The sequence below is a fragment of the Thermomonas carbonis genome (assembly GCF_014396975.1).
Taxonomy (GTDB): domain Bacteria; phylum Pseudomonadota; class Gammaproteobacteria; order Xanthomonadales; family Xanthomonadaceae; genus Thermomonas; species Thermomonas carbonis.
On record NZ_CP060719.1, the window covers coordinates 2,783,276 to 2,807,402 of the forward strand.

The 24,127-nt window shown below is 64.7% G+C and carries 22 protein-coding genes; 11 read left to right on the plus strand and 11 right to left on the minus strand.

Annotated elements, in window-relative coordinates; all coding sequences use genetic code 11:
- Positions 1 to 888 carry a crotonase/enoyl-CoA hydratase family protein gene (locus H9L16_RS12985; protein WP_187552091.1) on the plus strand — a complete coding sequence of 296 codons (888 nt, stop codon included), beginning with the start codon at positions 1 to 3 and terminating at the stop codon, positions 886 to 888.
- An 8-nt stretch (positions 889 to 896) separates the two neighbouring features.
- Here the strand turns inward: H9L16_RS12985 and H9L16_RS16265 are convergent, their stop codons facing one another.
- Together H9L16_RS16265 and H9L16_RS12995 are read right to left on the minus strand one after the other, a co-directional pair.
- Positions 897 to 1,532: an Hpt domain-containing protein gene (locus H9L16_RS16265; RefSeq protein ID WP_233449391.1), complete on the minus strand. Its 636-nt coding sequence runs from the start codon at positions 1,530 to 1,532 to the stop codon at positions 897 to 899.
- Positions 1,478 to 2,989, minus strand: a complete 1,512-nt coding sequence (locus H9L16_RS12995) for a hybrid sensor histidine kinase/response regulator (protein WP_187552092.1) — start codon at positions 2,987 to 2,989, stop codon at positions 1,478 to 1,480. The genes H9L16_RS16265 and H9L16_RS12995 overlap by 55 nt, the downstream gene beginning before the upstream one ends.
- Before the next feature lie 112 nt (positions 2,990 to 3,101).
- Here H9L16_RS12995 and H9L16_RS13000 point away from each other — a divergent pair, with 112 nt between their 5' ends.
- Positions 3,102 to 3,356, plus strand: a complete 255-nt coding sequence (locus H9L16_RS13000; protein ID WP_187552093.1) for an acyl carrier protein — start codon at positions 3,102 to 3,104, stop codon at positions 3,354 to 3,356.
- Positions 3,357 to 3,387: 31 nt separating this feature from the next.
- Here the strand turns inward: H9L16_RS13000 and H9L16_RS13005 are convergent, their stop codons facing one another.
- Positions 3,388 to 5,064, minus strand: a complete 1,677-nt coding sequence (locus tag H9L16_RS13005; RefSeq protein WP_187552094.1) for an AMP-binding protein — start codon at positions 5,062 to 5,064, stop codon at positions 3,388 to 3,390.
- A 117-nt stretch (positions 5,065 to 5,181) separates the two neighbouring features.
- On the opposite strand from H9L16_RS13005, the gene H9L16_RS13010 reads away from it, so the two are divergent.
- From H9L16_RS13010 to H9L16_RS13025, 4 genes are all read left to right on the plus strand, one after another.
- Entirely contained in the window at positions 5,182 to 5,634 is a 453-nt protein-coding gene (locus H9L16_RS13010; protein WP_187552095.1) for a nuclear transport factor 2 family protein, read from the plus strand.
- A 30-nt stretch (positions 5,635 to 5,664) separates the two neighbouring features.
- Entirely contained in the window at positions 5,665 to 6,552 is an 888-nt protein-coding gene (locus H9L16_RS13015) for a pseudouridine synthase (protein WP_187552096.1), read from the plus strand.
- A gap of 207 nt (positions 6,553 to 6,759) precedes the next feature.
- Positions 6,760 to 8,238, plus strand: coding sequence for a SulP family inorganic anion transporter (locus tag H9L16_RS13020; protein WP_223158145.1), 1,479 nt, complete (start codon positions 6,760 to 6,762; stop codon positions 8,236 to 8,238).
- Between the two features lie 241 nt (positions 8,239 to 8,479).
- Complete coding sequence (locus tag H9L16_RS13025) at positions 8,480 to 9,172, plus strand: EAL domain-containing protein (protein ID WP_187554186.1); 693 nt, start codon at positions 8,480 to 8,482, stop codon at positions 9,170 to 9,172.
- A gap of 104 nt (positions 9,173 to 9,276) precedes the next feature.
- On the opposite strand, the gene acnA is transcribed toward H9L16_RS13025, so the two are convergent.
- Positions 9,277 to 12,036: an aconitate hydratase AcnA gene (acnA, locus tag H9L16_RS13030; protein ID WP_187552097.1), complete on the minus strand. Its 2,760-nt coding sequence runs from the start codon at positions 12,034 to 12,036 to the stop codon at positions 9,277 to 9,279.
- A gap of 158 nt (positions 12,037 to 12,194) precedes the next feature.
- Here acnA and H9L16_RS13035 point away from each other — a divergent pair, with 158 nt between their 5' ends.
- From H9L16_RS13035 to acnB, 3 genes are read left to right on the plus strand one after another with little or no spacing between them, the layout of a single operon-like run.
- The gene (locus tag H9L16_RS13035; protein WP_187552098.1) at positions 12,195 to 12,410 is read left to right on the plus strand and encodes an AbrB/MazE/SpoVT family DNA-binding domain-containing protein; all 216 of its coding nucleotides are present in this window, start codon (positions 12,195 to 12,197) and stop codon (positions 12,408 to 12,410) included.
- Positions 12,397 to 12,795: a type II toxin-antitoxin system VapC family toxin gene (locus H9L16_RS13040; protein ID WP_187552099.1), complete on the plus strand. Its 399-nt coding sequence runs from the start codon at positions 12,397 to 12,399 to the stop codon at positions 12,793 to 12,795. The genes H9L16_RS13035 and H9L16_RS13040 overlap by 14 nt, the downstream gene beginning before the upstream one ends.
- 39 nt (positions 12,796 to 12,834) lie before the next feature.
- On the plus strand, positions 12,835 to 15,426 hold the full coding sequence (acnB, locus tag H9L16_RS13045) for a bifunctional aconitate hydratase 2/2-methylisocitrate dehydratase (protein WP_187552100.1): 2,592 nt from the start codon (positions 12,835 to 12,837) through the stop codon (positions 15,424 to 15,426).
- A 359-nt stretch (positions 15,427 to 15,785) separates the two neighbouring features.
- On the opposite strand, the gene hflD is transcribed toward acnB, so the two are convergent.
- The 3 genes from hflD to H9L16_RS13060 are packed head-to-tail and all read right to left on the minus strand — an operon-like array spanning position 15,786 to position 17,988.
- Complete coding sequence (gene hflD / locus H9L16_RS13050) at positions 15,786 to 16,385, minus strand: high frequency lysogenization protein HflD (RefSeq protein WP_425507272.1); 600 nt, start codon at positions 16,383 to 16,385, stop codon at positions 15,786 to 15,788.
- Positions 16,386 to 16,390: 5 nt separating this feature from the next.
- A complete protein-coding gene (mnmA, locus tag H9L16_RS13055) occupies positions 16,391 to 17,515 on the minus strand; it encodes a tRNA 2-thiouridine(34) synthase MnmA (RefSeq protein WP_187552102.1) in 1,125 nt (374 codons plus the stop codon).
- Positions 17,512 to 17,988: an NUDIX hydrolase gene (locus H9L16_RS13060; RefSeq protein WP_187552103.1), complete on the minus strand. Its 477-nt coding sequence runs from the start codon at positions 17,986 to 17,988 to the stop codon at positions 17,512 to 17,514. The genes mnmA and H9L16_RS13060 overlap by 4 nt, the downstream gene beginning before the upstream one ends.
- Before the next feature lie 85 nt (positions 17,989 to 18,073).
- Here H9L16_RS13060 and clpS point away from each other — a divergent pair, with 85 nt between their 5' ends.
- The gene (clpS, locus tag H9L16_RS13065) at positions 18,074 to 18,403 is read left to right on the plus strand and encodes an ATP-dependent Clp protease adapter ClpS (protein ID WP_187552104.1); all 330 of its coding nucleotides are present in this window, start codon (positions 18,074 to 18,076) and stop codon (positions 18,401 to 18,403) included.
- Between the two features lie 73 nt (positions 18,404 to 18,476).
- Positions 18,477 to 20,756 (plus strand): ATP-dependent Clp protease ATP-binding subunit ClpA, encoded by a 2,280-nt coding sequence (gene clpA, locus H9L16_RS13070; protein WP_187552105.1) that lies wholly within the window; start codon positions 18,477 to 18,479, stop codon positions 20,754 to 20,756.
- A 79-nt stretch (positions 20,757 to 20,835) separates the two neighbouring features.
- Here the strand turns inward: clpA and infA are convergent, their stop codons facing one another.
- The 4 genes from infA to trxB form a co-directional block, all read right to left on the minus strand.
- A complete protein-coding gene (gene infA, locus H9L16_RS13075; RefSeq protein WP_028839405.1) occupies positions 20,836 to 21,054 on the minus strand; it encodes a translation initiation factor IF-1 in 219 nt (72 codons plus the stop codon).
- Positions 21,055 to 21,170: 116 nt separating this feature from the next.
- Positions 21,171 to 21,920, minus strand: coding sequence for a leucyl/phenylalanyl-tRNA--protein transferase (gene aat / locus H9L16_RS13080; RefSeq protein ID WP_187552107.1), 750 nt, complete (start codon positions 21,918 to 21,920; stop codon positions 21,171 to 21,173).
- Positions 21,917 to 23,047 (minus strand): GNAT family N-acetyltransferase, encoded by a 1,131-nt coding sequence (locus H9L16_RS13085; protein ID WP_187552108.1) that lies wholly within the window; start codon positions 23,045 to 23,047, stop codon positions 21,917 to 21,919. Before H9L16_RS13085 ends, aat begins: the two co-directional genes overlap by 4 nt.
- Positions 23,048 to 23,149: 102 nt before the next feature.
- On the minus strand, positions 23,150 to 24,103 hold the full coding sequence (gene trxB / locus H9L16_RS13090) for a thioredoxin-disulfide reductase (protein ID WP_187552109.1): 954 nt from the start codon (positions 24,101 to 24,103) through the stop codon (positions 23,150 to 23,152).
- Between the last annotated feature and the right edge of the window lie 24 nt (positions 24,104 to 24,127).

The following is a 24,127-nucleotide window of genomic DNA, read 5'->3' on the forward strand; positions in this document are numbered from 1 at the left end:
ATGAACGCAGTCGTTGTCCAGCATCCGAATTCCCTGGCTTTCCGCGCCAGCCCGCGCATCACCACGGAAATACGTCGCCTGCACGCCGACGCCCTCTGGATCACGCTCCACAAGGACACCGCCACCGGTCTGCAGAACTTCACCCCCGACCTGGTGGGCGAGTTCCACGACCTGGTGGAAGACCTGCAGTACGGGCGGTCGGCCTTCGCCGGTTATGCGGTGGTGCAATCGGCCGATTCCAACTACTTCAGCATGGGGGGCGACCTTCGTTTTTTCCGGGATTGCATCCAGCGTCGCGACGCACTCCGCTTGCGCGATTATTCGATGCGCTGCCTCGATCTGTTGCTGTCCTGGAGCGGCAAGATGAAAGACACCAGCACGTCGATCGCCCTCGTCCAGGGCCGTGCATTGGGCGGCGGCTTCGAGATGGCGCTGAGCACGGATTACCTGATCGCGGAGGAGCACAGTTCGTTCGGCTTCCCGGAAATCATGTTCGGCCTGTTCCCCTGCACGGGCGCGATGGGGCTGCTGTCGGCACGCATCGGTGCGCGTCAGGCGGAACGAATGATGACCAACAAGAAGATCTATTCGGCGATCGAGTTGTACGACATGGGCCTGGTGGATGAACTTTGCGCTCGCGGCGAAGGCGAGCTGGCGGTCGGGCGGTTCATCGCCAATCACGCCTCGCGCCAGAAGGCGCGGCTGAAAGTGCAGCAGAGCCGCTACCGCCACAGTTCGCTGGACCGCGCGGAAGGCAGGCGGGTCGTGGAGGACTGGGTGGAGACCGCGATGCAGTTGTCGCCGGAGGAACTCCGCGCCATGGAGATGCTGATCCTGATGCAGCAACGCGAAGCTGCCCCGCCTGCACGACGGGCTGCCGTTGCCTGAGCCGAAGCTCAGCCTGCGTGGGCCGTACCCTGCGTGCGGATTGAATCCGCGAGCGCCTGCAAAGCCGCCAGGCTCAGGTCCACGCTCTTGCGCAGGTCGGCGACCCGGTCGTCGATCGTGTCTTCAAGCTCGCGCTGGCCGATCTTCATCAACCGATCCGCCAGCGCGGCCACGCGCACTGCGCCCAGACTCAGGCTGACGCCGCGCAGTGCATGCGCCTGGCGGTGAACGGCCGTCACGTCGCAAGCCAGCAGCGCAATGGACAACGCCTGGTCGATGCGTTCGATGTCTGCGGTGCCTTCTGCGATCATCTTCCCGAGGAACTCGGGCGTGTCGCGTACCTCGCGCAGGGTTTCGATCGCGCTGGGATCCAGGTACTCCACGGGGATCGGGCGTAAACAAGGCGCCGGACGCTGGCTTGCAGCCTCGACGCGTGCAGCAGCGTCCTCGCCGAACTGTCCAGAGACCGCGCCGCGCAGCTTGTCGAAGGTCACCGGCTTGTAGATGACGCCCGCTGCACCGAGCGACGCCAGCCGCCTGGCGGTAAGTGCCGATGTGTCTGCAGTGACGAAATAGGTCGGTGCCGCGTTCAGCCGCCCGAATCGATAGGTTTCATAGACGCTCGCCCCATCGATGTCGTGCATGTTGAAGTCGAGGAACACCAGGTCGAAATCCGCCGACGCCAGCGCTTCCAGCGCAGCCTCCCGGAGTCCACCGCGACCACCGAATGCCCGTCGCTTTCCAGCATCTGCGCGATGAGCAGCAGATTGGTCCGGTTGTCGTCCGCCACCAGGATCCATTTGCCCCTCACGATCCTGGATGCGGCGCTGGCTGTTGCGGCTTCCGGCATCGTGGTCGTCTGCAGGCGCAGTTCGAACCAGAACCGGCTGCCGTCGCCGGGCCTGCTGTCCACCTGCAGTTCCCCGCCCATCCGGCGCACGTGGGCCATCGCGATGGACATGCCTAGCCCGGTGCCGCCGTACTTGCGGACACTGCCGGTTTCGACCTGGAAGAACGGTTCGAAAACCCTCGGCACGAATTCCGGCGCGATGCCGATGCCCGTGTCTTCCACGCTGAAACGGATCCTGTATGCCTCCGGATCCTGTTCGAGCAGGTCCATGCGCAGGCGGACCGATCCTGCATCGGTGAACTTGACCGCGTTGCCCGCCAGGTTCAGGAGCACGCTGTTGAGCGCCTGCAGGTCGCCCAGCATGGGAGTCGAGATCTCGGGGTCGGTGATGACCTGCAAGGTCAACGACTTGGCCGCGGCCACCGGGGACAGTGTCCGCAGGATGTGTTCGGCGAGCTGGCTGGCTTCGAACGCGACATCCTGCTGGCGGTCGCGACCGGCCTCGATGCGCGAGAGATCCAGCAACTGCTTGATCTCGAGGTCCAGTCCCATGGCCAGTTCGATGATCGATCGCGCGCGCTCGATGCTTTCCGGATCGGACGACTTCGCCTCGATCAGCGATGCCGTCGACACGATTCCGGTCAACGGGGTGCGCAGTTCATGGCTGACCTTGGCAAGCAGTTGCGATTTGGCCTGGTTGGCGCGTTCGGCCAGTTCGAGGGCATGCTGGAGCTTGCCGATCAGGACGCCCGCATACAGCGGCACCACGGTGAGCAAGACGAGGTGCGAAAAAGCGAACAGGGGTTGGATGCGCCAGTCCGGCGAAAGCATCGCCACCAGACCGAATCCCAGCATGGAAATCGTCTGGCAGAGATGCATCGCATTGCGGCCGATGCGAAACCCGAAGCCGAGGATGGTGAACAGGTAGAAGCCGACGAACAACGGCGATGCCTGGCCCACGATGAACAACCACGCCGAGAGCATCAGCGGATCGAGGACAGCCGTGACCACGATCAGGTCGCGCGGCGCGAGCAGATGGCTGCGGTGCGCAAGCCAGTAGGCGGCCAGGTTGTAAGCCAGGTAGAACGCTGCGATCCCGCCGACTTCCCAGGCCTGGTTCTCTGGCCTGGAGGCCCCCCACCATCCCACCGCCGCCAACATCAGCACGACGACGACCAGGCCGAACTTCAGGCGCAAGGTGGCCTGCGCACGCACGCTCTGCAACAGTTCAGGGGACGACAAGTGGTCCATGCCTCGAACCTCCGGTTACGATACGGCGACCTGCCGAGGCGCAATGGCGGCAGGGTACCCCGATCCGGTCCCCCACACGCAACCCGGATCGACGAAACAGGAGCAACCAACGATGGAACGAAACGAGATCCTCACGTATCTCAAGGCGATGCTGCACGAGCGATTCGGCATCGATCCCGCCACGATGTCGGGTAGCACGACCCAGGAACAACTGGGCATCGACTCGCTGCTGATGGTCGACATGATGCTGGATCTCGAAACCGGCCTGGGCTTCAGCTTCGAGTCCATGGACTTGCCGCGCAATCCGGATCTGGACGCCATCGTCGATCTGGTCGAACGCAACATGCGAAGCAAGCCGGCCGGCTAGGCCGGCCGTCCCGATCCGGGTGCCTGCAGGCTCAGGCCTGCGCTGGCGACCGCAGTTCCTTGCGCAGGATCTTGCCGACGTTGCTCTTGGGCAGTTCGTCGCGGAATTCGACGAAGCGCGGCTGTTTGTAACCGGTCAGGTTCTCGCGGCAGAACGCCTTGACTGCGTCGGCGGTGAGCGCAGGATCCTTCTTCACCACGAACACCTTCACCGCTTCGCCGGACTTGTCGTCGGGCACGCCGATCGCGGCGACTTCCAGCACGGCCGGCATCATCGCGATCACGTCCTCGACTTCGTTCGGATACACGTTGAAGCCGGACACCAGGATCATGTCCTTCTTACGGTCGACGATGTAGAAATAGCCCTGTTCGTCCATCCGGGCCATGTCGCCGGTTTTCAGCCAGCCTTCGGCATCCATCACCTTGTCGGTCTCTTCCGGGCGCTGCCAGTAGCCCTTCATCACCTGCGGGCCCTTGACGCAGAGTTCGCCCACTTCGCCCATCGGCAGCAGGTTGCCGTCGTCGTCCTTGATGCAGACCTGGGTCGAGGGCACCGGCAGACCGATCGAGCCGTTGTAGGCGCGCAGGTCGAGCGGGTTGATGCAGACCGCTGGCGAGGTCTCGGTGAGGCCGTAGGCCTCGGCCAGGGTCACACCGGTGACCTGCTTCCACTTGTCCGCCACCGCGCGTTGCACGGCCATGCCGCCGCCCAGCGTCAGGTGCAGACGGGAGAAATCCACCTGGTCGAAGCCCGGCGTATTGAGCAGGCCGTTGAACAGGGTGTTGACGCCGGTGATCGCGGTGAACCGCACCGACTTGATCTCCTTGACGAAGCCGGGCATGTCGCGCGGGTTGGTGATCAGCAGGTTGGCCGCGCCGAATTTCATGAACACCAGGCAGTTCGAGGTCAACGCGAAGATGTGGTAAAGCGGCAAGGCGGTGACGATGAGTTCCTCGCCCAGCTTGACGTTGGTGCCCACCCACGATGCCGCCTGCTGCATGTTGGCGACCAGGTTGCGATGGGTCAGCATCGCGCCCTTGGACACGCCGGTGGTGCCGCCGGTGTACTGCAGGAACGCCAGGTCTTCGGGGGTGTTGCGGATCTCCGGCAACTGATGCATCCGGCCCAGGGTGAGGGTGTCGCGGAAACGCACGGCACCGGGGATGTCGAAGTCCGGCACCATCTTCTTCACGTGCTTGAGCACGAAGTTGACGATCAGGCCCTTCGGGAAGCCGAGCATGTCGCCCAGCCCGGTAGTGACCGCGCGCACGCCGGGAACCTGGGACAACACCTCCTGCGCCACGTTGCCGAAGTTGTCCAGGACCACCAGCACGCTGGCACCGGAATCCACCAACTGGTGCTTGAGCTCGCGCGCGGTGTACATCGGGTTGGTGTTGACCACGGTCAGCCCGGCACGCAGCACGCCAAGGATCGCGATCGGGTACTGCAGGCAGTTGGGCATCATGATCGCCACGCGATCGCCCTTCTTGAGCTTCAGCTCGCCCAGCAGGTAGCCGGCGAAATCGCGGCTCAGGCGTTCGAGTTCGCCATAGGTGATCGATTTGCCCATGCTGATGAACGCGGTCTTGTCGCGATACTTCTGCACGGCGGAATCGAAGATGTCATTGATCGACGCGAACTCGTCCAGGTCGATTTCGGCGGGCACGCCAGCGGGGTAGTGGGCCAACCAAGGACGTTCGGAACTCATGCACGATTCCCCTGCGAGTGAACGCCGTCATATTCGCCGGCGTATGGATTGCAGTCGATTCCAGCATAGGCTCCAATCATTGACAAGGCGATTCGATTACACGGGAGCAATGCCGCAATGCAGCAATTCCGCAGGTTCCAGCGCATCGCCACCGGCATCGCCATCTCGGCCTGCCTGCTGCTCTCCGCATGCGCAAAGGACGACCCCGAGCAGGCCGTGCGCCTGCAGGTGCAGGCCATGCAGGCCGCCATCGACGCGCGCAACGCTGGCGATGTCGAGGACCTTCTCGCGCAGGACTTCGTGGGCAATGACGGCATGGATCGCCGCGCCATCCGCCGACTGGCGGCGGGCGTGTTCCTGCGCCACAAGGACGTGGCCGCCAAGCTCGGGCCGGTCAGCGTTGAACTGCGCGGCGATCGCGATGCCATCGCCCACTTCAGCGTGCTCGCCACCGGCGGCTCCGGTGGCTTCCTCCCGGAAAGCGGGCAGGTCTATCAGGTCGAATCCGGCTGGCGCCTGGTCGATGGTGAATGGCACCTGCTCAATGCGACCTGGACGCCCAATCTGTAAGTTCGGCTTGCGCGTGCGCGCCGGTATGCGATGAAAGCGTCGGACCATATCCACCCCAGCCACCTGCAACTGCCACCCGGCCCGTGGGCGACGTTGCTCGACGGGATGTGTGCGCGCTTTCCGCGGATCGACCGCGAAGTCTGGATCCGGCGATTCGCGCGTGGACGCGTGCAGGACGCGAACGGACAAGTACTCGCGACCGCTCTGCCGTATCGCGCAGGCATGGAGGTGCGTTACTTCCGCGAGGTCGACGACGAGCCGCGGATTCCGTTCGAAGTGCAGATCCTCTTCGCCGATGCAGACCTGGTGGTCGCGGACAAACCGCATTTCCTGCCGGTGACGCCGGCAGGACGATTCGTGACCGAGACGCTGCTGGCACGACTGCGGATGCAACTGGACAACCCCGCATTGGTGCCGTTGCACCGCATCGACCGCGAAACTGCAGGACTGGTGCTGTTCTCGGCGAATCCCGCGACGCGCGCCGCCTATCAGTCATTGTTCCCGCAACGCGCGATCGACAAGACTTACGAAGCGATCGCGCCGCCGCTGCCAGCGTTGCCCATGCCGCATGTGCATCGTTCGCAGCTGCGCGCCGGTGAGCCGTTCTTCCGGATGTGCGAGGCCGATGGCGCACCCAACAGCGAAACCCGCATCGAGGTGATCGAGCGCGGCTCGCAGTCGTGGCGCTACCGCCTGCAGCCCGTCACTGGACGAAAGCATCAGTTGCGGGTGCACATGGCGGCACTGGGCGCGCCCATCCTCGACGACAGTCTCTATCCGGCGCTGGCGGTACAGGCGGCCGATGATTTCAGCAGGCCGTTGCAACTGCTGGCCAAGGCGCTGCACTTCATCGATCCGTTGAACCGGATGCCTCGGGTGTTCGAGAGCAGGCAGTGGCTTTCGCTCGCGCAAGCGTGATGGGCGCGGGGAATGCGACAGGCGGGGTTGTGGCGGATGATGCGCGGAAATAAAATCAGGCACTACGCTGCGCCGGCCGGTTGCATGACCCCGCCCTGACCCTTCCCGATGATCGTTGCGTCGCCATTGGCGACTGAAGGGTGTTGCATCCATTTCGTTCGATTCCCGCATGCGTCCCGCTGATCGCGGCGCGCAGGAGTGCATTCCATGTCCGTGTCCTATCGCCTGCGCGAGCAGTGGTTCGGCAATGTCCGCGGCGACCTGCTGTCCGGCTTGCTGGTGGCGTTGGCCCTGATCCCCGAGGCCATCGCGTTTTCGATCATCGCCGGCGTTGATCCGAAGGTCGGCCTGTACGCCTCGTTCTGCATCGCGGTGATTACCGCCATTGCCGGCGGACGGCCGGGCATGATTTCCGCCGCGACCGGTGCGATGGCGCTGGTGATGGTGGACCTGGTGCGCGACCACGGCCTGCAATACCTGTTCGCGGCCACCATCCTGGCCGGCCTGCTGCAAATCCTGGCCGCCGCGTTGAGCTTGAACAGCCTGATGCGCTTCGTGTCGCGTTCGGTGGTGGTGGGCTTCGTCAACGCACTCGCCATCCTGATCTTCATGGCGCAGTTGCCGGAGCTGATCGGCATGCCATGGACGGTGTTCGCGGTGTGCGCGGCGGGCCTTGCGATCATCTACCTGCTGCCGCTGGTGACCAAGGTCGTGCCGTCGCCGCTGGTGGCGATCGTGGTGCTGACGATCGTCGTCGCATGGCTGGGCTTGGACATCCGCACCGTCGGCGACATGGGCAAGTTGCCAGACAGCCTGCCGGTGTTCCTGTTCCCGGATATCCCGTGGACCCTGCAGACGTTGCAGATACTGCTGCCGGTCTCGGTGACGCTGGCGGTGGTGGGCCTGCTGGAATCGCTGATGACCGCACAGATCGTCGAGGACCTGACCGACACCCCGACCGACCGTCGCCGCGAAAGCGCAGGGCAGGGGCTGGCCAACATCGTCACCGGGTTCTTCGGCGGCATGGCTGGCTGCGCGATGATCGGGCAGTCGGTGATCAACGTGAAATCAGGCGGACGCGGGCGCTTGTCCTGCATGGTCGCTGGCGTGGCGCTGCTGTTGCTGGTGGTGTACGCCTCGGACTGGGTGTCGATGATCCCGATGGCCGCGCTGGTGGCGGTGATGATCATGGTCAGCATCGGCACCTTCCACTGGAAGAGCCTGCGCGAGTTCGAGACCCACCCCAAGTCGGCGAACCTGATCATGCTCGGCACCGTCATCGTGACCGTCGCCACCCACGACCTGGCCAAGGGCGTGCTGACCGGTGTGTTGCTGACGGCGCTGTCGTTCACCCGCCGGGTGAGTGCGCTGCTGAAGGTGGACGATCACACGGACGTGGATGGCACGCGTGTGTATGTGGTGCGCGGCCAGGTGTTCTTCGCCTCCGCCGTGCAGTTCGCCAACAACTTCGACTACCTGCACGCACCGGCGAGGGTGGTGATCGACCTGCGCCATGCGCATTTCTGGGACACCAGTGCGGTGGCCGCGCTGGACCGGGTGGTGCTGAAGTTCCGCAAGCATGGCGCGGAGGTGGACGTGATCGGCTTGAACGAGGCCAGCGAACTGCTGGTCGACAAGTTGGGCACGCATCGCGATGAGGGCGCGAACCTGGCGACCGGCCACTGACGGCACTGCCTAAAACGCATCCCTGCCGTTCGTTGCGCTCCGGGTAATGACGACGAGCAAACGCGCACGCAGGGCATCACCCGTTGATGACGTCCTCGGTTGACAATAACGTTCGGCCTGTGGGGGTCCATCAACAGCCCCGGCCCTGCATGCGAGGTATTCCCGGGTGTCCGACCAACAAACCACAGTAGCGCCCTGCCGGGCCTGCCAGCCAGGCGAGGAACTGCCGTTCGAAATCACGATGGCCTTCCAGCCGATCATCGACGTGCGCACGCGGGAGATATTCGCCTACGAGGCGCTGGTTCGGGGCAAGGGTGGCCAGGGAGCGGGCGTGATCCTGTCGCAGGTCACCCAGGAGAATCGTTACATCTTCGACCAGACGTGCAGGGTCACCGCGGTCGCGCTGGCCTCACGCTTGCAGATGCCTTGCTTCGTGAGCATCAATTTCCTGCCGAACGCCGTGTACCAGGCGGCAACCTGCATCCGCGCCACGCTCGAGGCGGCGCGGGCGCACGGATTCCCGACCTCGCGGCTGATCTTCGAGATCACCGAGAACGAAAAGCTGGTGGACAAGGAGCACCTCAAGAGCATCATTCGCGAGTACCGCCGGCAGGGCTTCAAAACCGCGATCGACGATTTCGGCGCGGGCTATGCCGGCTTGAACCTGCTCGCCGAGTTCCAGCCTGACATCATCAAGCTCGACATGGAGATGGTGCGCGCGATCGATACCGATCCGGTGCGCCAGGCAATCGTTCGCGGCATCCTCGGTGTGTGTGCCGCGCTCGGCATCGAATCCATCGCCGAGGGCGTGGAAACGTCGGGAGAGTTCGAAACCCTGCTAGGCATGGGGGTTGGCCTGTTCCAGGGCTACCTGTTCGCCAAGCCCGGCTTCGAAGTGCTCCCAGAGGTGACGTGGCCGGAACTGCCGGGGTGATTGCGCGTCGACGACACGCACGCTGACCGATGTCCAGTTTCCACCGAGCGAATACCAGAAAGGCGGCCTCGGCCGCCTTTCTGGCATCCCGCACCGCTTCCGCGTCAAACGGCCTGGCGCGTTGCCAACTGCCGCAGCACGTACTGCAGCAGACCACCGTGGCGGAAGTATTCGACTTCCTTCGGCGTCAGCAACAAGACTTTGGCCTGGAACGTCAACGTGCTGCCGCTGGCTTTCGTCGCAGCCACAGTGGCGGCCTTCGATGCGCCATCGGCCAATCCGGTGATGGAAAAAGTCTCCGAACCGTCCAGGCCCAGTTCCAGCGCGTTGTCGCCATCGACGAACTGCAGCGGCAGCACGCCCATGCCGACCAGGTTGGCGCGATGGATGCGCTCGAACGACTCGGCGATCACTGCCTTGACGCCGAGCAGGTTGGTGCCCTTGGCCGCCCAGTCGCGCGATGAACCGGTGCCGTATTCCTTGCCGGCCAGCACCACCAGCGGCACGCCGTTGGCCTTGTACTTCATCGCCGCGTCGTAGATCGCGAGCTTCTCGGGCTTGGCGTTGTCGCTGAAATACAGTGTATTGCCGCCTTCCTCGCCGCCGAACATCAGGTTCTTGATGCGGATGTTGGCGAAGGTGCCGCGAACCATCACGTCGTCGTTGCCGCGGCGCGAGCCGTAGCTGTTGAAATCCGCCGGCAGCACGCCGCGCTCCTGCAGGAAGCGACCCGCAGGCGAGCTGCCCTTGATGTTGCCGGCCGGCGAGATGTGGTCGGTGGTGATCGAATCGCCGAACAGGCCGAGCACGCGTGCACCATGAATGTCGTCGATGGTGCCGACCTCCATGGTCATGCCATCGAAGTAGGGTGGATTCTTGATGTAGGTCGAGCCCGCATCCCACTCGAAGGATTCGCCCTCCGGCGAGGCGATCGAATTCCAGCGCGAATCGCCCTTGAACACGTCGGCGTAGTTCTGCGCAAACAACTCGGGGCCAACGGTGGCGGCGATGCTGTCGCCGATTTCCTTGTTGCTCGGCCAGATGTCGCGCAGGTAGACATCGTTGCCATCGCCATCCTTGCCGAGCGGATCGCGGGTCAGGTCGATGTCGACGGTGCCGGCGATCGCATAGGCCACCACGAGCGGCGGCGAGGCGAGGTAGTTCGCTTTCACCTCGGGATGCACGCGGCCTTCGAAATTGCGGTTACCGGACAACACCGAAGCAACGACCAGTTCGTTCTCTGCGATGCCCTTGCTCACTTCGTCCGGCAGAGGGCCGGAATTGCCGATGCAGGTCGTGCAGCCGTAACCGACCACGAAGAAACCCAGTTGCTCCAGGTCGTCCAGCACGCCGGCCTTGCGAAGGTAGTCGGTCACCACAAGAGAACCCGGGCCCAGCGATGTCTTCACCCACGGCGCGGCCTTCAAGCCCTTCGCCACCGCATTGCGCGCCAGCAGGCCGGCACCGAGCATGACGGCCGGGTTGGAGGTGTTGGTGCATGACGTGATCGCCGCGATCACCACCGAGCCATCGGCGAGTTCGGCATCGACATCGCGGATGCGGATCTTCGAGCGCGGCCTGACCGCCAAGTGCTCGGCCTGCGGCTGCGCGCCACCTTCGTCCTTGAAGTCCTGGACCACCTCGTTGCGCGCCTTGCGGTTGGCGGTCAGCGGCCCGAGGTTGTCGGCGAAATTGGCCTGCATGTCCTCCAGCAGCACGCGGTCCTGCGGGCGCTTGGGGCCAGCCAGCGACGGACGCACCGTGGCCATGTCCAGCGACAGCGTGGCGGAGTAAGTCGCGTGTGGCGACTCGGCGTCGTGCCACAAGCCCTGCGCTTTCGCGTAGGCCTCGACCAGGGCGATCTGCGCCTCGCTGCGACCTGACAGGCGCAGGTAGGTGATGGATTCCGCATCGATCGGGAAAATGCCGCAGGTCGCGCCGTATTCCGGCGCCATGTTGGCGATGGTCGCGCGGTCGGCCAGCGGCAGATGCTGCAGTCCGTCGCCGAAGAACTCCACGAACTTGCCGACCACGCCGTGCTTGCGCAGCATCTGGGTGACGGTCAGCACCAGATCGGTGGCGGTGGCGCCCTCGGGCAACTTGCCGGTCAGCCGGAAGCCGACCACCTGCGGAATGAGCATCGACGAAGGCTGGCCGAGCATTGCGGCTTCGGCCTCGATCCCGCCGACGCCCCAGCCCAGCACGCCCAGCCCGTTGATCATGGTTGTGTGCGAGTCGGTGCCGAACACGGTATCGGGGAAGGCCCAAGTCGTGCCGTCGATGTCGCGTTCCATCACCACGCGCGCCAAGTGTTCAAGATTTACTTGGTGGACGATGCCGGTATTCGGTGGGACCACCTTGAAGTTGCCGAACGCCTTCTGGCCCCAGCGCAGGAAGCTGTAGCGCTCCGCGTTACGCTGGAATTCGATCTTGCCGTTGAGGTCCAGCGCATCCGCGCGGCCGAACACGTCGACCTGCACCGAATGGTCGATGACCAGTTCCGACGGGATCAGCGGATTGATCTGGCTGGCCTTGCCGCCAAGCCTGGTCACCGCATCGCGCATCGCCGCGAGGTCGACCACGCAGGGCACGCCGGTGAAGTCCTGCAACACCACCCGCGCGGGCATGAAGGCGATTTCGGTATCGGGTTCGGCGCTCGCATCCCAGCGCGCGAGCGCCTCGATGTGGTCGCGGCCGACAGTGATGCCACCGTCCTCGTGGCGCAGCAGGTTCTCCAGCAGGATCTTGAGCGAGTAGGGCAGGCGGGCGATGTCGAAGCGCTCGCCCAGCTTCGCCAGGCTGGCGTAGGCGTACGACGTGCCGTTGATGTCGAGGCGGGCGCGGGTGGAGAAGGAGTCGGCCATGTCGAGGCTCCGTGGCTGATGGGGGATCGGGCCAGTGTACGTGCCGGGCGGTGACCACGGCGTTGTACCCGCGCAATGCAGCTGCCGACATGCGGTGATCGGTACGTGGCGCGAAGTATGTATAATTCGCGCATACTTTTTCGTCCATGGAGCTCCCGATGGAAGCCACCGTTGCCGAACGCGGCCAGATCACCTTGCCCAAGGCCGTCCGTGACGCGCTGGGCCTGACCAAGGGCAGCGTGCTGAAAGTGGAGATGGACGGCAGCCGCATCGTGCTGAGCAAGCACGTGGACGATGCGATCTCGCGGGTGCGCGGCAAGTTCGCGCTGGACGTCTCGGCTGGCGACAAGGGTCGAGCCGATGATCGCGGTTGATGCCCCGGTACTGATCGAACTGCTCACCGACGGTGCACGCGCCGACGCCGCTGAAGTCTCGTTGCGGCAAGCGTTGGGTAGCGGTCGTGTGGTGGTCTGCGATGCCGCGTTGGCCTGTGTGTGCGCGTCCTTGCGCAATGGTGCCGACGCGTTGGCCGCAATCGAGGAAATGGGCGTGCACTACAACGCGGTCGAATCCAAGTCCGCGCTGCGTGCCGGCGAGATGCAGCGGCGTCAGCGCCAGCGCAGCGGCGAGGCTCGCCCGATCGCCGATTTCCTCATCGGCGCGCACGCACTGCTGCAATGCGACGCGCTGATCACCTACGACACCGCCTTTCATCGCGATTACTTCAAGGGCCTGAAGTTGATCGCGCCCAAAGCCTGACATCCCGATACCTCTAGCAACTTTCCCCGGAGACACCCCATGCTGGAAGCCTACCGCCACCACGCTGCCGAACGCGCCGCCCTCGGCATCCCGCCGCTGCCGCTGAGCGCGCAACAGACCGCCGAGGTCATCGAGCTCTTGAAGGCTCCCCCCGCTGGCGAAGACGCGTTCCTCGTCGACCTCATCACCAATCGCGTCCCGGCCGGCGTGGACGATGCCGCCAAGGTCAAGGCCAGCTACCTCGCCGCGCTGGCTTTCGGGACCGAAAACAATCCACTGATCCCGCGCGCGCGCGCTACCGAGCTGCTGGGCACGATGCTCGGCGGTTACAACGTGCAGCCGCTGGTCGAACTGCTGGACGATGCCGAGGTCGGCACGATCGCCGCGGACGCGCTGAAGCACACCCTGCTGGTGTTCGATGCCTTCCATGACGTGCAGGAAAAAGCCAACGCCGGCAATGCCAACGCGCAGTCGGTCCTGCAAAGCTGGGCGAATGCCGAATGGTTCACCAGCAAGCCGGAAGTACCGGCATCGCTGACCATCACCGTGTTCAAGGTGCCCGGCGAGACCAACACCGACGACCTGTCGCCGGCACCCGACGCGACCACCCGCCCGGACATCCCGCTGCATGCGCTGGCGATGCTCAAGAATGCGCGCCCCGATACGCCGTTCACGCCCGAGGAAGACGGCAAGCGCGGCCCGATCGCGCAAATCCTGGCGCTGAAGGAGAAGGGCCACCTGGTCGCGTACGTCGGCGACGTGGTCGGCACCGGCTCGTCGCGCAAGTCGGCGACCAACAGCGTGCTCTGGTTCACCGGTGAGGACATTCCGTTCATCCCGAACAAGCGTTTCGGCGGCGTCTGCCTCGGCAGCAAGATCGCACCGATCTTCTACAACACCATGGAAGATGCCGGCGCACTGCCGATCGAACTCGACGTGTCGCGGATGCACCACGGCGACGTGGTCGAGTTGCGTCCCTACGATGGCCAGGCAATCAAGAACGGCGAGGTGATCGCCGAGTTCCAGGTCAAGTCCGAAGTGCTGTTCGACGAGGTGCGCGCCGGTGGCCGCATCCCGCTGATCATCGGCCGCGGCCTCACCGCGAAGGCGCGCGAAGCGCTGGGCCTGCCGGCATCGACCCTGTTCCGCCTGCCGCAGCAACCGGCCGATACCGGCAAGGGTTTCACCCTGGCACAGAAGATGGTCGGTCGCGCCTGCGGTCTGCCGGAAGGCCAGGGCGTGCGTCCGGGCACCTACTGCGAGCCGAAGATGACCTCGGTGGGCTCGCAGGACACGACTGGCCCGATGACCCGCGACGAGCTGAAGGATCTGGCCTGCCTCGGCTTCAGCGCCGACCTGGTGATGCAGTCGTTCTGCCACACCGCGGCCTATCCGAAGCCGGTCGACGTGAAGACGCACCACACGCTGCCGGACTTCATCTCGACCCGCGGCGGCATCGCCTTGCGTCCCGGCGACGGCATCATCCACAGCTGGCTCAACCGCATGCTGCTGCCGGACACGGTCGGCACCGGTGGCGACTCGCATACCCGCTTCCCGATCGGCATTTCGTTCCCGGCCGGCTCCGGCCTGGTCGCGTTCGCAGCCGCCACCGGTGTGATGCCGCTGGACATGCCGGAGTCGGTGCTGGTGCGCTTCAAGGGCCAGTTGCAGCCGGGCGTGACCCTGCGCGACCTGGTCCATGCGATCCCGCTGTATGCGATCAAGGCCGGCTTGCTGACGGTGGAGAAAAAGGGCAAGAAGAACATCTTCTCCGGCCGCATCCTGGAGATCGAAGGCCTGCCGGACCTGAAGATCGAGCAGGCATTCGAGTTGGCTGATGCCTCGGCGGAACGTTCCGCCGCCGGCTGCACGGTGCGCCTGGACAAGGCACCGATCGTCGAATACCTGACCAGCAACATCACCCTGCTGAAGTGGATGATCGCCGAAGGCTATGCCGACCCGCGCTCGCTGGCCCGCCGCATCGCCAAGATGGAAGCCTGGCTGGCCGACCCGCAGTTGCTGGAGCCGGATGCCGACGCCGAGTACGCCGCGGTCATCGAGATCGACCTCAAGGAAGTGGTCGAGCCGATCGTGTGCTGCCCGAACGATCCGGACGATGCCAAGACCCTGTCCGACGTGGCCGGCGCGACCATCGATGAAGTCTTCATCGGCTCGTGCATGACCAACATCGGCCACTTCCGCGCCGCTGCGAAATTGCTCGAAGGCAAGCGCGACATTCCGACGCGCCTGTGGGTGGCACCGCCGACCAAGATGGATGCGGCCGAGCTGACCAAGGAGGGCCATTACGGCACCTTCGGCGCGGCTGGCGCGCGCATGGAGATGCCCGGCTGCTCGCTGTGCATGGGCAACCAGGCGCAGATCCGCGAAGGCGCCACCGCGATGTCGACATCGACCCGCAACTTCCCGAACCGGCTGGGCCGCAACACCAATGTCTACCTGGGCTCGGCGGAACTGGCGGCGATCTGCTCGCGCCTGGGCCGCATCCCGACCCGCGAGGAGTACATGGCGGACATCGGCGTGGTCAACGCGAACGGCGAGAAGATCTATCGCTACATGAACTTCGACCGGATCGAGGAATACCGGGACGTAGCGGACACGGTCTCGGCCTGACCGAAGCCTTGGCTGCACAGGAAACGCCCGGCAATCCCGGGCGTTTTATTTGGCTGGTCGTCACGGTCCGTTGCGGGTTGCCCGACGGCCGGCCTGTTGCCGCGAAATGTCCTCCGGCAGCGAAAGAGCCGCTGCCTCCCCATTGATTTCGCGGCAACAGGCCGGCTATCAGGCAACCTCGGCTTCGTCGGATACGTGAGGTAACAGCTCTTGAGTGTCCGTCCCTGGTAAGCGTGTGGGTCTCTGGTCGGCAACGCTTTCGGCGAAATCAAGGAGGAGGCAATGGCTCCTTCATTGCCGGGGGCATTCGCGGAAAGCATTGCCGACCAGAGACCCTGGCGACGCCGCCGGAACAAACCTCAGCGCAGCATCGCGTCGATCGCCGCCGCCATTTGCCGACGCTGGAAGGCGAAGTCCCACAAGCTGCCGCCGTTCTGCCGCCACAGCACGGCGGAGCGGAGCGCGGCCAGCAGCAAGGCGCGCACTTCCGCGACCACGCCGGCTTGCCCCAGGTAATGCGGGTTGCCTTGCACCATCACCCGCGGACGCAGCGTGCTCACCGTGTCCGCGTAGAGGCTGCCGAGACCGGCGATCACGTCCGGATGCGTACTGCCCAGTCGCTCGGAGGGCGCCGACAACGCGCCGATCCCGGTTTGTACCTTGTGGACGATGCCGGCATCGCCCTGGAACCGGCGTTCCAGCTGCAGCACCGAGAGCCCCAACTTCGCCAGAGCTTCATCGCGCTCGTTGTTGGCCAGGTAATTGCGCAGCAGGCGAAGGCCGGCGTTGACTGCGCCGGCATCGCCATAGACCGCCTGCGTCGTGGCGGCATCGATGCGGAACACGCTCTCCAGCGCGACACGCGCCGGTGCGGTTTCCGACTGTCCGGTCTCGGCGATCCGGCGCACCTGCGCCAGCGCCTGCAACACACCGGCCAGTGCCAGTACGCGGTCTTCCATGTCGCTCATGCAGCGTCGTTCCTTGTGAATTGATGCGTGACCGCGGGCGCGTCGGTGTGCAGGATGACAGCGCCACCCAGGCACGTGTCGCCGTCGTAGAGCACCAGCGATTGCCCAGGCGTAACCGCGCGTTGCGGGCGGGCGAACCGCACGCTGACACTGCCGTCGTCGTGCAGCTCGACTTCGCAGTCTTCGTCCGGTTGCCGGTAGCGGGTCTGTGCGGTGCAGGCAAAGCGCGTGGCCGGTGCGTGGCTGGCGATCCAGTGCATCGTTTCGCTGCGCAGGGAGCGCGACTGCAGCCACGGACTGTCATGGCCCTGGTCGACGTAGAGCAGGTTGCGCTCGACATCCTTGCCGACCACGAACCACGGCGCCTGCGCACGGCCGCGCACGCCGCCGATATGCAGGCCTTCGCGCTGGCCGAGGGTGTAATGGAAGACGCCGGGATGTTCGCCTACGCAGTTGCCGGAAGGGTCACGAATCTCGCCAGTCCTGGCTGGGAGGTACTGACCCAGGAACTCGCGAAAATCGCGTTCGCCGATGAAGCAGATGCCCGTGGAATCCTTCTTCGCGGCGGTCGGCAACTGGTGTTGCGCGGCGATCCGGCGCACATCGTCCTTGTGCAGTTCGCCCAGCGGGAAGCGCGTAGCCGCCAATTGCCGCTGGCCGAGCTGATGCAGGAAATAGCTCTGATCCTTGCCGCGATCCTTTGCCCGCAACAAGCGGTATTCGCCGCGAACGCAATCGACGCGGGAGTAATGACCGGTGGCAATGCCCTCCGCACCGAGTTCATGCGCGGCATCCAGGAAATGCTTGAACTTGATCTCGCGGTTGCACAGCACGTCCGGATTGGGCGTACGACCAACGGCGTATTCGGCAAGAAAATGCTGGAACACACCATCCCAGTATTCGCGCGAGAAATCGCGGAAGCGGATCGGCAGGCCCAGCTTCCCGCTCACCGCGACGGCATCGCGACGATCATCCTCGGCACGACAATCGCCTGAGCCATCCTCCACCCAGTTCTGCATGAACAAGCCTGTGACGTCGAAGCCGGCATCGCGCAACAGCAGGGCGGCGACGGACGAATCCACCCCCCCCGACATGCCCACGACAATGCGTCCCGCGTTCATGCCAGTTGCCGCACCAGGTCCAGCGGATGGCGACTGCCGCCGAGATGGTCGGCCACGCAGCGCCAGACCAGCGGACTGCGATGGCGCGATGCCAGCGCCTGCAGCTCGGCCGGTGCCAGCCACAGCGCTCGCACGATGCCCTCGTCCAGCTTGGCATCGGGGATTTCATCGACCGGTTCGGCGGCGAAGGCAAAGCGCAGGTAGTGACGGCCGCTGCTTTCGCCATGCGATGGCGCTTTCCACTGGTAGGCACCGACCAGATGGGTCACGCGCACGTTCCAGCCGGTCTCCTCGCGGGTTTCGCGCACTGCGGCTTCAACCAGGCTTTCGTCCGGTTCCAGATGCCCGGCCGGCTGGTTGATTACCAATTGCCCATTGGCGCGCTCCTCCACGCACAGCAGGCGGCCATCGCGTACGACCAGCGTGGCCACGGTCACGTCCGGCTGCCAGAAGCGGCCCTCGCGGTAGCTCATGACGGTTGGATTTGAAGATGCATGCCCGCATTGTCCCTGTTGCCAGCAATGCCGTCCACGCACGCCGCCTCCGTATAATTGGCCCATGCCCCATAAGCCCGACAACCCCCATCACGAGCACGACCACGGCGTCGTGGTCGCTCCCGCCAAACCGGAAACGGCGCGCCCGCCGCTGTATTCGGTGTTCCTGCTGAACGACGACTACACCCCGATGGATTTCGTGGTCGACGTGCTGACGCGCTTCTTCGGCCTCGACCTGGAACGCGCCACCCAAGTGATGTTGCACGTGCATACGCGCGGCCGCGGGGTGTGCGGGGTGTTCACCCGCGAGATCGCGGAATCCAAGGTTTCACAGGTGAATGAATACGCCAGGATGAACCAGCATCCGCTGTTGTGCACGATGGAGCGCGCCTAGGCGCGGCTGGCACTTGTACCGCGGGCGAATGCACCCTACATAGGAAGCAGTCGTTCCGGAGGGTTTCGCCCCCATGTTCAGCAAGGACCTCGAGCACAGCATTGGCCAGTGCTACAAGCGGGCACGCGATGCGCGCCACGAATTCATGACCGTCGAGCACCTGGTGCTGGCACTGCTCGACAATCCGTCGGCGGAGGCCGTGCTCAAGGCGGTCAATGCCGACATCGCGCGCCTGCGCCACGAACTGGAAGAGGCCATCGAGGTCTCGGTCAACCGGTTGGCGGAAGACGATGGTCGCGATACGCAGCCCACGCTGGGCTTCCAGCGCGTGCTGCAGCGCGCCGTGTACCACGTGCAGTCGTCCGGCAAGAAGGAAGTCACCGGCGCCAACGTGCTGGTCGCGGTGTTCGGCGAGAAGGATTCGCATGCCGTGTATTTCCTCAACCAGCAGGACGTGCACCGGCTCGATGTCGTCAATTACATCTCGCATGGCGTGGCCCGACAGGGCGACGAGCCGACATCGCAGTCGCAGGACGGCGAGGGCAAGGCCGAGGGCGGCGAAGGCGAATCCAAGAGCGATCCGCTGGCCGAATTCACCAGCAACCTCAACGATCTGGCGCTGGCCGGCAAGATCGATCCGCTGGTCGGTCGTGCCGAGGAAGTGGAGCGCACCATCCAGGTGCTCTGCCGTCGCCGCAAGAACAATCCGCTCTACGTCGGCGAAGCCGGCGTGGGCAAGACCGCGTTGGCGGAAGGCCTGGCCAAGCGCATTGTCGAGGGCGACGTGCCCGAAGTGCTGGTCGAGGCGGTGATCTATTCGCTCGACCTCGGCGCGCTGGTCGCCGGCACCAAGTATCGCGGCGACTTCGAGAAGCGCCTGAAGGGCGTGCTGGCGGCACTGAAGAAACTGCCGCACGCGATCCTTTTCATCGACGAGATCCACACCATCATCGGTGCCGGTTCGGCATCGGGCGGGACGATGGATGCGTCCAACCTAATCAAGCCGGTGCTGGCCAACGGCGAGCTGCGTTGCATCGGTTCGACCACGTTCCAGGAATACCGCGGCATCTTCGAGAAGGATCGCGCGTTGGCGCGGCGCTTCCAGAAGATCGACATCGTCGAGCCCACGGTGGGCGAGGCGATCGAGATCCTCAAGGGCCTGAAGCCCAAGTACGAAGCGCATCACGGTGTCAGTTATGCCGATGACGCGATCAAGGCGGCGGTGGATCTGTCGGTGAAGCACATCGGCGACCGCCTGCTGCCGGACAAGGCGATCGACGTGATCGACGAGGCCGGTGCGCGCCAGCGCTTGCTGCCGGTCGATGTGCGCAAGAGCCTGATCGACGTCGAGGAGATCGAGACCATCGTTGCCAAGATGGCGCGGATCCCGGCCAAGCAGGTCAGCAGCTCCGACAAGGACGTGCTGCAGCATCTGGACCGCAACCTGAAGATGGTGATCTTCGGCCAGGATCCGGCGATCACCAGCCTGACCTCGGCGATCAAGCTCGCGCGCAGTGGCCTGGGCAATCCCGACAAGCCGATCGGCAATTTCCTGTTCGCCGGCCCGACCGGCGTGGGCAAGACCGAAGTCACCAAGCAGCTGGCGATGCAGCTTGGCATCGAACTGGTGCGCTTCGACATGTCCGAGTACATGGAATCGCATTCGGTCAGCCGCCTGATCGGCGCGCCACCGGGCTATGTCGGTTTCGACCAGGGCGGGCTGCTGACCGAGAAGATCGTCAAGACGCCGCACTGCGTGCTGCTGCTCGACGAGATCGAAAAGGCGCATCCGGACATCTTCAACATCCTGCTGCAGGTCATGGACCGCGGCGTGCTGACCGATACCAATGGCCGCGAGGCGAACTTCCGCAACGTGGTGCTGGTGATGACCACCAACGCCGGCGCCACCCAGGCGGCACGGCGCAGCATCGGCTTCACCAAGCAGGATCACAGCACCGATGCGATGGAAGTGATCCGTCGTGGGTTTACCCCGGAATTCCGCAACCGCCTCGACGCGGTGGTGCAGTTCCAGGCGCTCGGCTTCGACCATATCCTGCGGGTGGTGGACAAGTTCCTCATCGAGCTGGAGATGCTGCTGCACGAGAAGCAGGTCAGCCTGTCGGCCACCCCGGCCGCGCGCGACTGGCTGGCCCAGCACGGCTTCGACCCGCTGATGGGCGCGCGCCCGATGGCGCGGCTGATCCAGGACCGGATCAAGCGGCCGCTGGCGGACGAATTGCTGTTCGGCAAGTTGGTCGCGGGTGGCCGCGTCTCGCTGGACGCGGTCGATGGCGACCTGTCGCTGGTCGTGCAGGCCGAGCCGGAGAAGTTGTTGCCGGCGGTGGTGGAATAAGGCCGTCCATTCCAGGCAACAAAAAAAGCGGCCATTGGCCGCTTTTTTTGTGACTACCGCCGATCAGCGATGGCCTGCTTCAACGATGGCGATACGTGATGCGTCCCTTGGTCAGGTCGTATGGAGTCATCTCCACCTTGACCCGGTCGCCCGTGAGGATGCGGATGTAGTTCTTGCGCATGCGTCCGGAGATATGCGCGATGATCTCGTGGCCGTTCTCCAGCTTGACCCGGAACATGGTGTTCGGAAGGGTCTCTGAGATCGTGCCTTCAAATTCGATGACGTCGTCTTTTGCCACTGTGGGTGGTATTCCTGCGTTTGGAGCGTGAGGTTGCTGGCTCGGAGACGGGCGCGAGACCGCGACCCGAAAGCGCGGCATTCTGACACGTGACGCCGGGGCTTGCAAAAATCCCGTTAAGCCGCTGATGGCGTGGCAAGCGATGCGGCGGGGATTTCGCCGAAGCACTGGGCCCAATTCCCCGCCAGCCCCTCGCTACCGAGCAATGACTCGAGCGCCTGCAGGTAAGCAGTCCTTGGCCAGGTTTCGACGCCCAACATTCGTGTGTGATCGTTCGGAACCTGAGCGTCGATCAACGGCCAGCCCCATGCATGCAACCGTTGGGCGAGGGCGGCCAAGGCAATGGTGGATGCACCGGATTGCGCGGAGAACATGCTTTCGCCGCAGAACATCCGCCCGATCGCCAGCCCGTACAGCCCGCCGACCAGGGCATTGCCATCGAAGACTTCGATGCTGTGCGCATGGCCGAGCCGATGCAGTTGCACATAGGCTTCAACGATCGCGCCGGTGATCCACGTTCCGCCACCCTGACTGGGGCGGGGCAGGTGCGCGCAGGCTTCGATCACCGTCCGGAAACAGGTATCGGCACGGACGACCAGCGTCGACGTGCGCAACGCCCGTCGCCGTCGCGATGACAGTCGGATGCGCTCCGTGCGGAACACCGCCCGCTGCGACGGGCTCCACCACAGCGGCGGCTCGTCCTCCGAGAACCACGGGAAGATGCCGTGGCGATAGGCATTGAGAAGACGTATCGGCGACAAGTCGCCGCCGAATGCAAGCAGACCATCGGGTTCCGCCAGGGCATGCGCGATGGACGGAAAGGGTGACTCCGGGTCGTCATCCAACTGGACGATTCGCAGGCTCATTCCAGTGCAGCCCGGAACGGCGAGTGCGCCTGCAAATGCCGCAGATGCTCGCGGGTCGACATGCGTTCCTCCGCGCACCATGCACCGATCGCGTCTGCAAAGCGCGGATCGGCGATGCGGTGTCGGCTGCGCACGAGGGTCGGCAGGAACCCGCGCGCGATCTTGTGACGGCCCTGCGCGCCGGGCTCGAAGCGGGTAAGGCCTTCGCGCAGGCAGTACTCGATGCCCTGGTAGTAGCAGGCCTCGAAATGCAGGCCCGCATGCAGTTCTGCAGCGCCCCAGTAGCGACCGTAAAGGGTGTCGCCACCGCGCAGGCACAGCGCCCCGGCAATGGAGCGGCCTTCGCGTTCGGCCAGCACGATGACCAGTTGTCGTGGCATCGCGTGGGCGAGATGACGGATGAAGTCCAGCGTCAGCGCCGGTGAATTGCCGTACTCGGCGAAGGTCTGCAGGTAGAACCGGTGCATCGCGGCCAGATCTTCGTCGTAGGCTTCATCGCCATGCATGACGCGAAACGTGATGCCGGCATCGTGCACCTTGCGGCGCTCCTGGCGGATGTTCTTGCGATGCTTGTGGTCCATCGCTGCGAGGAAATCCTCGAAATTCGCCCAGCCAGCGTTGTTGTGCCAGTGATACTGGATGTCCTCGCGCAGCAGCCAGTCGGCGCCGAAGAGCGCCTCGTCCGCGGCATCGTGGAAATTCACGTGCACCGACGACAGCCCGGACTGCTGCAGGAACCCGGCGATCGCGTCCAGCAAAGCGCGCCTTGAAGCCTCGTCGCGTGCGAGCAATCGCGGTCCGGTCACGGGCGAGTAGGGCGCCGCAACCAGCCACTTCGGGAAGTAATCCAGTCCATGCTGCGCATAGGCATGCGCCCATGCGTGGTCGAACACGAATTCGCCATGCGAATTGGATTTGAGATAACCGGGTGCCGCGGCCACCAACAGATCGCTGTCCCACAGGCCGAGGTGGCACGGTGTCCAGCCCCAGTCCTCGCGCAGGCAACCGGTGGTTTCCAGCCCGGACAGGAAAGCATGGGTGACGAAGGGATTGCACCCGTCGTGCAGCGCATCCCAGTCGGCAGCGGGGATGTCCGAGAGGGCACGGTGGATACGGGTAACAGCCATCTTCCAGTTGTCATTCCGGCGTAAGCCGGAATCCAGTTCTAATCCTTCGACGAAAAAACTGGATCCCGGCGTTCGCCGGGATGACGAGAGAGTCCGGTGTCCTCAATGTCCCTCATCGAGGAACTTCTCCGCATCCAGCGCGGCCATGCAGCCGAAGCCGGCGGAGGTGATCGCCTGGCGATACACCTGGTCGGCGACGTCGCCGGCGGCGAACACGCCCGGCACGCTGGTCTGGGTGGCATTGCCTTCCAGGCCGGTGTGGATGCTGAGGTAGCCGTTCTTCATCGCCAGCTGGCCGTCGAACAGCGACGTGTTGGGCGAATGACCGATGGCGACGAAGAAGCCGTGCACCGCGATCTCGCGGGTGCTGCCATCGAGCATCGACTTGACCCGCATGCCGGTGACGCCGGCATCGTTGCCCAGCACTTCATCGACGGTGTGGTGCCAGACCGGCTCGATCTTGCCGGCCTCGATCTTGGCGAACAGCTTGTCCTGCATGATCTTCTCCGCGCGCAGGGTGTCGCGGCGATGCACCAGGTAGACCTTGCGGGCGATGTTGGACAGGTACAGCGCTTCCTCCACCGCGGTGTTGCCGCCGCCGATCACCGCCACGTCCTGGTCCTTGTAGAAGAAACCGTCGCAGGTGGCGCAGGCGGAGACGCCACGACCCTTGAACGCTTCCTCCGACGGGATGCCGAGGTACTTGGCAGTGGCGCCCGTCGCGATGATCAGCGCATCGGCGGTGTAGTCGCCCGAATCGCCCTTGAGCCGGAACGGCCGCTGCGAGAGGTCGGCGGTGTGGATGTGGTCGAACACGGTCTCGGTGTCGAAGCGCTCGGCATGCGCCTGCATCCGCGCCATCAGGTCCGGACCCATCAGGCCGTGGGCGTCGCCCGGCCAGTTGTCGACCTCGGTGGTGGTCATCAGCTGGCCGCCCATGGCCATGCCGGTGACCACGACCGGCTTGAGGTTGGCGCGCGCGGCATACACCGCGGCGGTCCAGCCGGCGGGGCCGGAGCCGAGGATGAGCAGGCGGGTGTGCTTGGTCGGGGTCATGGGGTTCGCTAGGGCACCAGGTCA